This is a genomic window from Kribbella sp. (genome assembly GCF_035687465.1).
Classification (GTDB): Bacteria; Actinomycetota; Actinomycetes; order Propionibacteriales; family Kribbellaceae; genus Kribbella.
Genome location: NZ_DASRXP010000010.1, coordinates 1 through 11,764, shown reverse-complemented (window position 1 = coordinate 11,764; position 11,764 = coordinate 1). Strand labels below are relative to the sequence as shown.

Here is an 11,764-nt window from a genome sequence, read left to right as displayed (position 1 = left end):
CTTCGGACATCGTCCAACCACTCCTCACCGGCATCCACTGGCAGTCGACCTGGGTCCACCCCGTCTACGAACTCGCCTTCGGCCCCCAACCACCCAAGTGGCGCTGAGCCGGCCTGTCAGGCTCCCGGGCTGGCGGTGGGTAGGCCTAGTGCTGCGGCGGCTGTTAGTAAGTGGCGGTCGTAGGTGACGAAAGCGGTTAGGTCGTCGGCCAGTACTGCGTCTGCTGTGGCGAGGTGGATTGCGTCGAGGGAGCGGAGGGTGGGGTCGGTGTAGGCGGCCGCGGTGGCGCGGCCCAGGGCGTCGATCTCGTAGAGGGCGATCCGGGCCAGTAGTGCTGGGATGGCGGCCAGCAAGGCTGGTTCGGTGTGGCGGAGGGCGCGAGGGAGTTCTACCTCTGCCAGGGCCGAGGAGAGTAAGAGTTCGTCCGGTTGTGCGGCCAGCCAGTCGACGAGGGCGTCCGACGCCACCTCTCGGCGGACCAGTTTTACTAGGGCCGCCGTGTCGAGGTAGAGCATCAGTAGCGTTCCTCGTCGCGCAAGGACTCCAGGAGTTCGCCGGACTCCTGGTCGGTGCGGACGTCGCCTCTTGGGTATGGGAGCGGGCCGGTGGTCAGCGGCGGGCGCAGGCTGCCGGTCGACAGCAGGCGCGTCAGGGCTGACGGCTGGGCAGGGACGAGCCGCGCGACCACCACGCCTCGCTCGGTGATGTCGATCTCCTCGCCCCGCTTCACCCGGGCCAGCACCTTCGCCGTCTCCTGGTTCAGCTCCCGCACCGCGACTTCAGCCATGCCCTCAAGTGTAGTACTAATTTGTCAGACACCGCCCTTCTCCGCCGATCAGTTCCAGTCAGCAGAGAAAGTACGAGGTTGCAGGCAGGGCCGGACGGTTGTCCACAGACGAAATCAGCGCGGGGGCATGCGGAGGGCGCCGTCGAGGCGGATGACTTCGCCGTTGAGGAGTTGGTTGGTGATGATGTGGTCGACCAGGGAGGCGTACTCCGAGGGACGGCCGAGGCGGGCGGGGTGGGGGACCTGCTCTTCGAGGACCTTGCGGGCGTCCTCGGGGAGGCCGGCCAGCATCGGGGTCTCCATGGTGCCGGGGGCGATCGTGACGACACGGATGCCCTTGTCCGCAAGATCACGGGCCGCCGTCAGGGTCAGGCCGACGATGCCACCCTTGCTCGACGCGTACGCCGCCTGGCCGATCTGCCCGTCGTACGCGGCGATCGAGGCGGTCATCACCACGACGCCGCGGTCACCGTCCTCGCCGGCCGGCAGCGCGATCATCCGCTCGGCGGCGAGCCGGAGCACGTTGAAGGTGCCGATCAGGTTGACCTCGATCACCTGCCGGAAGGTTGCCAGCGGCAACGGACCCTTGCGGCCGACGATCCGGCCCGGAGTCGCGATCCCGGCGCAGGTGACGACGACGCGCAGCGACCCGAGCTCAGCGGCGGCATCCAGCGCCGCAGCGACCGCGACCTCGTCGGTGACGTCGGTCGGCACGAAGACCACCCGCGGTCCGAGCTCCTCGGCGATCGCCTTGCCCGCCGATGACGGCAGGTCGCAGATCACCACACCGGCACCGGTCCCGGCGAGCCGGCGCACGGTGGCTTCACCGAGCCCCGACCCACCACCGGTGACGAGAGCGACCTCGGACGGGCCAAGCTTCATCGAACACTCCTCAACAAGTCGCGCCCGATCACGAGGCGTTGGATCTGGTTGGTTCCTTCGAAGATCTGGGTCACCTTGGCCTCGCGCATGTACCGCTCGACCGGGAACTCGCGGGTGTAACCGTAACCACCGAGGACCTGGACGGCGTCGGTGGTCACCTTCATCGCAGCATCCGTGCAGATCAGCTTGGCGATCGCCGCCTGCTGTGTGAACGGCCGGCCGAGGTCACGCCGCCGGGCCGCTTGCAGGTACGTCGACCGGGATGATTCCACCGCCGCGGCCATGTCGGCAAGCAGGAACTGCAGTCCCTGGAAGTCCGCGATCGCGTGCCCGAACTGCTGCCGCTCCAACGCGTACGACGCGGCGACCTCGAGCGCGGCCTGCGCCAATCCGGTCGCGCAGGCGGCGATCCCGAGCCGGCCCGAGTCCAGCGCGGACAACGCGATGTGCATGCCGTCGCCCTCTGCGCCGATCAGGTTCGCCGCGGGCACCCGGACGTTGTCGTAGTTGACCAGCGTGGTGGTGGAACCCGTCAGCCCCATCTTGCGTTCGGGTGCGCCGAAGCTGAGACCTTCGGAGGACGCCGGCACGTGGAACGCGGAGATGCCGCGCTTGGGGTCGGCCGAAGTACGGGCGAAGGTGGTGTAGAAGTCGGCGTGCGAGCCGTGCGTGATCCAGGACTTCGTGCCGCTGATGCGGTAGAAATCCCCGTCCCGGACGGCCTTCGTTGTCATCCCGCTGATGTCGGATCCGGCCTGCGGCTCCGACAGCGCGTAGGCGCCGAGCAGTTCGCCGCCGATCATGTCGGGCAGCAACCGCTCGCGCTGCTCGGGCGTGCCCAAGGTCGCGACGGCATAGCTGGTCATGGTGTGCACGGACAACCCGACGCCGACGGACATCCAGGCCGCGGCGATCTCCTCCAGCATCTGGAGATAGACCTCGTACGGCTGCTCGGCGCCGCCGTACTGCTCCGGATAGGGCAGGCCCAGCAGACCGGCCTTGCCTAGCGTCCGGAAGGCGGCGCGCGGGAACGTCTCGGACTCCTCGGCCTGCGCCGCGTACGGCGCCAACTCGTGCTCGCAGAGGTCCCGGACGAGTCCGAGCAGGTCGGTGGATTCCTCGGTCGGCAGCAGACGGTCGACGGCCATCAGGCACCCCTCTCAGCGGCTCCCTCAGAACGGTACTCTTACCGATACTGAAGACTCAAACTGAGTATCGTTCTATGCTGTCTCGATATGACAACAGTCGTCCCCGGGCGCCGTACCCGCAGGCAGTCGGAACTGCTGGACCGGCTCCTCTCGCTGTTCCTGACGCAGGGCTTCAGCCGGTTCACCCTGGACGACCTGGCCGCCGAGCTGCGCTGCAGCAAAACGACCCTGTACGCGCTCGCGCCGAGCAAGGAACAGCTCGCCGTCGAGGTGGTGAAGCACTACTTCAAGAATGCCACCGCGCAGGTCGAATCGGCGGTTGCGCGGCAGACGCGGCACGACCGGCGGATCGCCACCTATCTGGGTGCGGTGGCAGATGCACTGCGTCCGGCCAGTCGCACGTTCCTGGATGACGTCTCCACTTTCGCGCCGGCGCGGTCGGTGTACGAGCGGAACACGCGGATCGCGGCTGATCGGGTCCGGTCGCTGATCGAGGACGGGATCGCCAGCAAGACATTCCGGCAGGTCGACATTGGGTTCGCCGCGGAGATGGTCGCGCACACGATGCAAGCGATCCAGCGGGGGGACATCGCCCGCCGCACCGGCCTGAGCGACGCGGACGCCTACCGCGAACTGGCCTCCTTCGTCCTCCACAGCCTCCGCCACGACTGATTTCAGCCGGTACTACGGCGCGCCCCCGGACGTCCACCGCTCGAGTCAACGCGCTGCCCCGCTGGGCACGCGAGCGAACTCGCAGCAGCTGTTGGGGTAGGCGATCGAGCGGCCCGCACTGCCGCGCCCCAGACGTCGGCGCTCGGGTGCACCAACTGCCTGTCTGGGCACGCGAGCGAGCTCGCAGCAGTTGGCGAGGTTGCAGACTTTGATAGTGCGCACGCATGCGCTCGGCCAGCTGCTGCCCTGCACATAGGCACCCATCCAAGTGGGCAGACGCAGTCAGCACACGCCTCGCAAGTAGCAGCAGATCCAGTGTCGTGGAGATGTGCGGGGTTTGGGGGCGGTTGTAGTTTGCTGGGATGCAGGAGACGGATCGCGCGGGGCTGAGGCTTGGGCCGTTGCTTCGGTATGTGGACGAGACGCGGGCGACCGTTTGGGTGGAGACCAGTGGGCCCTGCGAGGTGGAGATTCTCGGCCATCGAGCGACCACCTGGTCCGTTCACGGGCATCACTTCGCGCTCGTTCTGATCGAAGACCTGCAGCCGGCGAGCACGACGCCGTACGAGGTGCGGCTCGACGGACAGCAGGTCTGGCCGCAGAGCGACAACGAGTACGGGCCGAGCGTGATCCGGACCCCGCAGGCCGATGGGACGTTCCGGCTGACGTTCGGGTCCTGCCGGCGGTCGGCGCCGTTCGACGAGATGGGGTTCAAGGAGTTCGGCCCGGACGCCCTGGTCGCGCTCGCTGAGCGGATGGCGAGCAGCGAGGACGAGCGCCCCGACGCGATCCTGTTGCTCGGAGACCAGGTGTACGCCGATGACCCGTCGGACGCAGTACTGGCGAAGCTGCGGGCGGCGCACGGTGGTCGGCAGGGATCCGAGGTAGCGGACGAGATCGGGAACTTCGAGGAGTACACCTGGCTGTACGACGATGCGTGGACCACGCCGGCCGTGCGGTGGCTGTTCTCGACCGTGCCGTTGTGCATGCTGCTCGACGACCACGATCTGCGCGACGACTGGAACACCTCGCTGACCTGGCGTCGCTGGGTCACCTCGCAACCGTGGTGGCATGACCGGGTCGTCGGCGCGTACGCGTCGTACTGGGTCTATCAGCACCTGGGCAACCTCTCCCCCGAGCAACTGGAGAAGGACAGCACGTACCGCGCGATGCTGGCGATCGAGGACGACGACGAGCGGGGCGCCTACCTGGATTCCTTTGCCTGGGAGGCGGATGAGGACCCGGCGTCGACCCGGTGGAGCTTCTACCGCGACTTCGGTGCGCGCTCCCGCGGGGTCCGGCTGCTCGCGGTCGATTCGAGGTGCTCGCGGCACCTCGAGCCGGGCGAGCGGGCGATGGTGGACGCGCACGAGTGGGAATGGGTCCGCAAGCACACGGTCTGTGCGACGGAACCGATCCACCACCTGCTGCTCGCGTCGACGCTGCCGTTCCTGCTCCCGCCCGGCCTGCACCACCTGGAGGGCTGGGACGAGGCGATCTCGTCGGGCGCGTGGGGGCCGCGGGGCGCCCGGCTCGGCGAGAGGATCCGGCAGGGCATGGACCTGGAGCACTGGGCGTCGTTCCGGAAGTCCTTCGACGACGTCACCGACCTGCTCGCCGATCTGGTCCGCGACGAGGACCCACCACGGTCGATCCTGATGCTGTCAGGCGACGTGCACTGCAGCTACCTGGCCGAAGCGAGGCTGACAGCACAAGCACACCCCCGTACTGCGATCCGCCAGCTCACCATGTCGCCCTTCCGGAACCCCGTCGGGAAGCACATCCAACTGGCGAACAAGCTGCTGGACAGCCGCTGGATGACGACCCTGCTGCACAAGCTGGCCCGGTCCGCCGGGGTGAGCGATGTCGCGGCGACCTGGCGGACCGCACACGGACCGTGGTTCGACAACGGTGTGATGACCGTCACCATCTCCGGTGACGAGTGGGCGGTCGATGTCGATCACGCTGCGGAATTCCAGGGCCGGCAGACTCTCGCCCGGACGCTGACGCACAGAGGATAACCCTCACGCTCCGAAGTTACCTGAATACTCAGCGAGTAGATGGGTATAGGGACCGACGGTTAGTTCAGGACGCGTCCGCCCCGTATGCGTCCTCATCGTGAGGAGGCTGACCGTGAAGTTGAATTCCGTCCGCCGTACCGCAGCCCTGCTGGCAACCGCCGGCCTGGCCGCAACCACTGCCCTGCTGGCCACGCAGGCTTCGGCCGCCCCGAAGCCCGATGCGGTCGCATCGGCGAGCACCATCACCTCCACCCTGGCCGAGAAGGCGTCGATCCCCGGCACCGCCTGGATGACCGACGAGAAGACCGGTCGCATCATCGTTTCGTACGACGACACCGTGAGTGGCGCCAAGTTCGACGCGCTCACCGCCGTCACCAAGGAGTTCGGCAGCCAGATCACCCTGGAGAAGCTGTCCGGCAAGCTCAGCAAGAAGATCAGTGGCGGCGAGGCGATCTACGGTGGTGGCTACCGTTGCTCGCTCGGCTTCAACGTCGTCAGCGGCAGCACTTACTACTTCATCACCGCCGGTCACTGCACCAACCTGTCCGGCACCTGGTACGCCAACTCGTCGCAGTCCACGGTGCTCGGTAGCCGGTTCGGTACCAGCTTCCCGGGCAACGACTACGGCATCGTCAGGTACGCCACGTCGTACACGAACCACCCAGGCAACGTGTACCTCTACAACGGCACGTACCAAGACATCACCTCTGCCGGGAACGCGACCGTTGGCCAGGCTGTACGGCGCAGCGGTAGCACCACTGGCGTCCGGAGCGGCACTGTCACCGGTCTGAACGCCACGGTGAACTACGCCGAGGGCACAGTCACCGGCCTGATCCGCACCAACGTCTGCGCCGAAGGCGGTGACTCCGGTGGTTCGCTCTTCGCCGGTTCCGTCGCACTCGGCCTGACCTCCGGTGGCAGCGGCAACTGCTCCTCCGGCGGCACCACGTACTTCCAGCCCGTCCCGGAGGTCCTGAGCCGGTACGGCGTGAACGTCTACTGATCCACCTCGATCGCCCCCTGTCCGGTCCGCCGGGCAGGGGGCGATTGCGTGGGCGGCCATAACTCCGGAGTGCGGGTAAGTCATAACTCGGGCTCGGTCAGGTGAAGGATGACCCTTACGTCTTGGAGTGGAGCGAATACTAAAAGCCACCTTGGGTAACTCTTCGCACGGTTACGTCTAGGACGCGTCCGCCCCCGAATGCGTCCTCATCGTGAGGAGGCTAACCATGCGTTTCACCCCTATCCGCCGTACGGCGGCAATTCTGGCAACCGCCGGACTCGCTGCCACTACCTCTCTCCTGGCCACCCAGGCCACAGCTGCTCCCGCCCCTTCCGCCGACAGCATCACCTCCAGCTTGATCAACAGCATCACGTCCACTTTGAGCCGCGACGCGACGATCCCGGGCACCGCCTGGGCGACTGATCCCGCGACCGGGGTCGTCACCGTCTCGTACGACGACACCGTCACCGGGGCGAAGCTGGCATCGCTGAGCAAGGTCACCGAGCAACTCGGCAGCAAGGTGACGCTGCAGAAGATCCCCGGCACGCTCAGCAAGAAGATCAGCGGCGGTGACGCCATCTACGGCGGCCAGTACCGCTGCTCGCTCGGCTTCAACGTCACCGACGGCAGCTCGTACTACTTCCTGACCGCCGGCCACTGCGGCAACATCGCAGCGACCTGGTACTCCGACTCCGGCCACGCCAACACCGTCGGCGACACCCAGGACTCGAGTTTCCCCGGCAACGACTACGCCATCGTGAAGTACCCGGCCGGTACTCCGGAGCCGCCCGGCAACGTTGATCTCTACAATGGCTCGTTCCAGGAGATCACCAATGCCGCCGACGCCACCGTGGGTCAGGCAGTCCAGCGCAGCGGCAGCACCACGCAGGTCCACAACGGCACCGTCACCGGCGTCAACGCCACGGTCAACTACGCCGAGGGCACCGTCACCGGCCTGATCCAGACCAACGTCTGCGCTGAAGGCGGCGACTCCGGCGGCGCGCTCTTCGCCGGCTCCACCGCCCTGGGCCTGACCTCCGGCGGCTCCGGCAACTGCACCTCCGGCGGCACCACCTTCTTCCAGCCCGTCACCGAAGCCCTCACCACCTACAACGTCGACGTCTACTGACGCCACTTGTAGTGGGTTAGGACAGTACGTCGGGACCTCGGACAGGTTATTTCCTGTCCGAGGTCCCGATTTCTTGTTCAAGGTCCCGTGAAGTGGTTGTCCACAGTTGGGAGAAGGGCGAGGCGGGTTGACGGATTCGCGTGCATGTTCTCCTACGTGAACAAGAGACTGATCAAGGTGACTGGGGAGCGCGGCGGATGGTTCAGCCGGGCCGACGCACTGGAGGCGGGATACACCGACAGCGAGATCCGTCTTCGGCTCCGAAAGGGCCTGTGGACAAGGCTTTGCAGAGACGTGTACGTCGAGACAGGATCCTGGCCGGACGGCGAGCCCCCTTGGGAACGCACAAGACGGCTCCACCAGCTAATGGCGCGGGCGGTGACGCATCGGTTGGACGGTGAGGTGGTGGTAAGTCATCAGTCGGCCACGCTCTTGCGCGGGTTGCCGAACTGGGACCTGGACCACGGCCGGGTTCAGGTGACCAGGACCAGCGGACGCGCACGTTCCGATCGCGCGGTCCAGATCCACCGGTCGCCGCTCGAGCTGGACGATGTCTCCGAGTTGGCTGGCCTGCGCCTGACCTCCCCGGCCCGGGCGGTCGTCGAGACCACTTGTACTTCGTCGTACGAGGTCGGCGTGGTGTTGTCCGACGCGGCCTTGCGGGGAGGGCTGGTGACGAAAGAGCAACTGGTCAGGATGGCGCAGAGGCTCGAGCACTGGCCAGGTTCGCCGGCAGCGTGCGCGGCAGTCGGATTCGCCGACGGCGCGAGCGAGTCCGTAGGTGAGTCCAGGCTGCGGGTTCTGATGGCCAACGAGGGCATTCCGAGCCCGGAATTGCAGGTCGAGATCCGCGATTCAGAAGGTCGCCTCCTAGGCCGGGTCGACTTCCTGGTGTGCAGACGTTTGATCGTCGAGTTCGACGGAGCCCAGAAGTACGACTCCGTGAAAGATCTGGTGGCCGAGAAGTGGCGCGAGGACCGGCTCCGTGACCTTGGCTACTCCTTCGCCCGAGTCGGTTGGGCAGACCTGGACCATCCCCGCGAGACCGGGCACCGTCTGCACCAGTCCCTCGCTCGCTCGACCGCAGCTTGACCAGCGCGCTTGTGGTGGCCTTGAACACCAAAGAGGGACCCTGAACAGGTTATTTCCTGTCCGAGGTCCCCATTTGGTGTTCAAGGTCCCGACATCCGCCGCCCTGATCCCGCCACTCAGCTGCGGCGGCGGGAGATTTCGTAGAGGGCTACGCCGGTGGCTATGCCGGCGTTGAGGGATTCGGTGGCGGTGGTCATCGGGATGGAGACGATGATGTCGCAGTTCTCGCGGACCAGGCGGGCCAGGCCTTTGCCCTCGGAGCCGACCACCAGGACGATGGGGTCGGTGGCGGACGCTAGGTCGGGGAGCTCGACCTCACCGCCCATGTCGAGGCCGACGATCAGCAGGCCGGCGTCCTTGTAGGACTTCAGCGCCCTGTTCAGGTTGGTGGCGCGGGCGACCGGGATCCGGGCCGCCGCACCTGCCGACGTCTTCCAGGCCGAGGCCGACATCGACGCCGCGCGACGCTCCGGCACCAGTACGCCGTGCGCTCCGAAGGCAGCCGCAGACCGCGTGATGGCACCCAGGTTCCGCGGGTCGGTGACACCGTCCAGCGCGACGATCAGCGGCACCTCGCCGGCGTCGTACGCGCGCGACAGCAGGTCGTCCGGATGCGCGTACTCGTACGGCGGGATCTGCACCGCCAGGCCCTGGTGGGCGCCGTGGCTGGTGAGCCGGTCGAGCTCGATGCGCGGGACCTCGAGCAGGGCGATGCCGTGCTCGACCGCGATCAGCAGCGCCTCGCGCAGCCGGGCGTCCCGTTCGGTGCCTTCGGCAACGTACAGCGCGCTGACCGGGACGCCGGCGCGGAGCGCCTCGACCACCGGGTTACGGCCGTAGACCCACTCGACCGTCGCCTCGCCGACGTCCTTACGGGCCGGGCGGCGGCCGGCGGTGCGCTCGTTGGCGCGCTCCTTGGCCTTCGCCCGCTTGTGCGCGGGGTGCTTGGTGCGGTCCACCGCCTTCGGCGTGGGGCCCCTGCCCTCCAGCCCCTGGCGGACCCGGCCACCGGATCCGGCGGTCGGGTTGCCCTTGGGCTTCCTGCGGATGGCGCCCTTGCGTTGACTACTGCCTGGCACTTCAGTTTCCTTCGGTTGATTGGTGCGGGGCGATCGTCCAGCGGGACCCCTGTGGGGTGTCCTCGACGACGACGCCGAGCGCCTTGAGCCGGTCGCGGATCTCGTCCGACGCGGCATAGTCCTTGCGAACACGTGCGGCCTGACGCTGGTCCAGCAGAGCCTTCACCAGTCCGTCCAGGACCTCGGTCAGTTCCTCACTCGCCCCGGTCCGGGACACCCACGGCTCGGCCAGCGGGTCCAGCCCCAGTACTTCGAGCATCGCCCGCACCGAGGCCAGATTCTCTTGCAGAGCAGGCGAATCCCCGTCGGCGACCAGCTTGTTGCCGTCCCGCACGGTGTTGTGCAGTACGGCGATCGCGGCCGGCGTCCCGAGGTCGTCGTCCATCGCATCGACGAAGGCCTGCGGAAGATCGGTGGCCGGCCTCGCGCCACCCGTCACCTCGGTGGCCCGGGCGACGAACCCCTCGACCCGCTGGAAGCTGGTGGCCGCCTCCTCGAGCGCGCCGTACGAGAACTCGACCACGGACCGGTAGTGCGAGCTGACCAGGTAGTACCGCAGCTCGATCGGCCGGACCCGGCGGACCACGTTGCGCACGATCGCGCCGTTGCCGAGCGACTTCGACATCTTCTCGCCGGCCGCTGTGACGAGTGCGTTGTGCATCCAGAACCGGGCGAACTTCTGCCCGACCGCCGTCGACTGGGCCAGCTCGTTCTCGTGGTGCGGGAAGCGCAGGTCCAGGCCGCCGCCGTGGATGTCGAACTCGTCGCCGAGGTACTTCCCGGCCATCGCGGAGCACTCGAGGTGCCAGCCCGGCCGGCCGCGACCCCAGGGGGTCGGCCAGGAAGCGGTCAGCGGTACACCCTCGGTGTGGCCCTTCCACAGCGCGAAGTCACGCTCGTCCCGCTTGCCGCGGGGGTCGGCGTCCTCGGCCGCTTCCATGTCGTCGATGCGCTGGTTCGACAGCTCGCCGTACGCCGGCCAGGACTTCACGTCGAAGTAGACGTCACCCGAGCCGTCGGGCGCGACGTACGCGTGGCCGCGCTCGATCAGTTCACCGATCATCTCGAGCATCTCGGGGATGTGCCCGGTGGCGCGCGGCTCGTACGTCGGCGGGCGGCAGCCGAGCACGTCGTACGCCCAGTGCAACTCGCGCTCGAACTCGTAGGCGTGCGCCCACCACGGGATGTGCCGCTCGGCCGACTTGGCGAGGATCTTGTCCTCGATGTCGGTCACGTTAGCGATCACGGTAACGTCGTAGCCGGAGCGCTCCAGCCAGCGCCGCAGGACGTCGAACACGACCTCCTTGTAGATGTGCCCGACGTGCGGGGCACCCTGCACCGTCAGCCCACAGTGGTAGATCCCGACCTTGCCCGGCTGGACCGGTACGAAATCCCTCACTGCTGCTGTCGCGGTGTCATACAAGCGAAGTGTCACCGATCAAGGGTAACGGTAATAAATACCTTCCCCGCCCCACCGCCCCAGTCAGAGAGACACTGCTCTTGACAATTCTCCCTGGATAGGACGTCCTGCTCGGTGTCCCCCTGGCCCGCTACGGTGCTGCCCCAGGAGGAACCTTGTCGAACCAGCAACCTTTCGGCGGCCAGCCGCCGTACCAGGGACCACCCCCGCAGTACGCGCCGCCGCCGCCGCAGTACGGCGCACCCCAGTACCCGCCGCCGCCCCCGTATCAGTACGGGGGCGTACCTCCGCAGCAGGGCGGACCCGGGTTCGGGTGGGGACCGCCGCAGTTCGGGGGGCCACCGCCACCGAAGAAGAGCAAGGCCTGGATCGCCATCCCGATCGTGGCGGGTGTCGCCGTCCTCGTCGGCCTGTGGATGTTCTCGGTGCGCAACCAGCAGGACGAGCCGGACAACTACTCCCAGCCGGAACCGACCTGGACCTACACCCCCAGCACGCCGGTCGGAACGGAAGGGCCCTTCCCGACCACGA

Annotated in this window: 11 protein-coding genes and 2 pseudogenes; 7 read left to right on the top strand and 6 right to left on the bottom strand. The window is 67.4% G+C overall.

All coding sequences use genetic code 11. The features are described 5' to 3' along the window. Positions 1–116 precede the first annotated feature (116 nt). From VFG33_RS00425 to VFG33_RS00410, 4 genes are all read right to left on the bottom strand, one after another. A complete protein-coding gene (locus VFG33_RS00425) occupies positions 117–515 on the bottom strand; it encodes a PIN domain-containing protein (protein ID WP_325021104.1) in 399 nt (132 codons plus the stop codon). Continuing rightward, a complete protein-coding gene (locus VFG33_RS00420) occupies positions 515–787 on the bottom strand; it encodes a type II toxin-antitoxin system Phd/YefM family antitoxin (protein WP_325021102.1) in 273 nt (90 codons plus the stop codon). The genes VFG33_RS00425 and VFG33_RS00420 overlap by 1 nt, the downstream gene beginning before the upstream one ends. Before the next feature lie 114 nt (positions 788–901). Then, positions 902–1,669 carry an SDR family NAD(P)-dependent oxidoreductase gene (locus VFG33_RS00415; RefSeq protein ID WP_325021101.1) on the bottom strand — a complete coding sequence of 256 codons (768 nt, stop codon included), beginning with the start codon at positions 1,667–1,669 and terminating at the stop codon, positions 902–904. Continuing rightward, positions 1,666–2,817, bottom strand: coding sequence for an acyl-CoA dehydrogenase family protein (locus VFG33_RS00410; protein ID WP_325021099.1), 1,152 nt, complete (start codon positions 2,815–2,817; stop codon positions 1,666–1,668). Before VFG33_RS00410 ends, VFG33_RS00415 begins: the two co-directional genes overlap by 4 nt. An 87-nt stretch (positions 2,818–2,904) precedes the next feature. On the opposite strand from VFG33_RS00410, the gene VFG33_RS00405 reads away from it, so the two are divergent. The 6 genes and pseudogenes from VFG33_RS00405 (at position 2,905) to VFG33_RS00385 (ending at position 8,734) form a co-directional block, all read left to right on the top strand. Further along, on the top strand, positions 2,905–3,489 hold the full coding sequence (locus VFG33_RS00405) for a TetR/AcrR family transcriptional regulator (RefSeq protein ID WP_325021097.1): 585 nt from the start codon (positions 2,905–2,907) through the stop codon (positions 3,487–3,489). A gap of 362 nt (positions 3,490–3,851) precedes the next feature. Beyond that, entirely contained in the window at positions 3,852–5,510 is a 1,659-nt protein-coding gene (locus VFG33_RS00400; protein ID WP_325021095.1) for a DUF7800 domain-containing protein, read from the top strand. 112 nt (positions 5,511–5,622) lie between these two features. Next, positions 5,623–6,513: a S1 family peptidase gene (locus VFG33_RS00395; protein WP_325021093.1), complete on the top strand. Its 891-nt coding sequence runs from the start codon at positions 5,623–5,625 to the stop codon at positions 6,511–6,513. A 226-nt stretch (positions 6,514–6,739) separates the two neighbouring features. After that, positions 6,740–7,642 carry a S1 family peptidase gene (locus VFG33_RS00390; protein WP_325021091.1) on the top strand — a complete coding sequence of 301 codons (903 nt, stop codon included), beginning with the start codon at positions 6,740–6,742 and terminating at the stop codon, positions 7,640–7,642. 144 nt (positions 7,643–7,786) lie between these two features. Then, positions 7,787–7,933, top strand: a pseudogene (locus VFG33_RS41195) (type IV toxin-antitoxin system AbiEi family antitoxin domain-containing protein); the annotation flags it as partial. Positions 7,934–8,020: 87 nt separating this feature from the next. After that, positions 8,021–8,734, top strand: coding sequence for a putative endonuclease domain-containing protein (locus VFG33_RS00385; RefSeq protein ID WP_325021089.1), 714 nt, complete (start codon positions 8,021–8,023; stop codon positions 8,732–8,734). A 116-nt stretch (positions 8,735–8,850) separates the two neighbouring features. Here the strand turns inward: VFG33_RS00385 and rlmB are convergent, their stop codons facing one another. Both rlmB and cysS read right to left on the bottom strand, forming a co-directional pair. After that, on the bottom strand, positions 8,851–9,813 hold the full coding sequence (gene rlmB / locus VFG33_RS00380) for a 23S rRNA (guanosine(2251)-2'-O)-methyltransferase RlmB (protein WP_325021087.1): 963 nt from the start codon (positions 9,811–9,813) through the stop codon (positions 8,851–8,853). Between the two features lies 1 nt (position 9,814). Next, a complete protein-coding gene (cysS, locus tag VFG33_RS00375) occupies positions 9,815–11,248 on the bottom strand; it encodes a cysteine--tRNA ligase (RefSeq protein WP_325021085.1) in 1,434 nt (477 codons plus the stop codon). A gap of 140 nt (positions 11,249–11,388) precedes the next feature. On the opposite strand from cysS, the pseudogene VFG33_RS00370 reads away from it, so the two are divergent. Further along, positions 11,389–11,764, top strand: a pseudogene (locus tag VFG33_RS00370) (hypothetical protein); the annotation flags it as partial.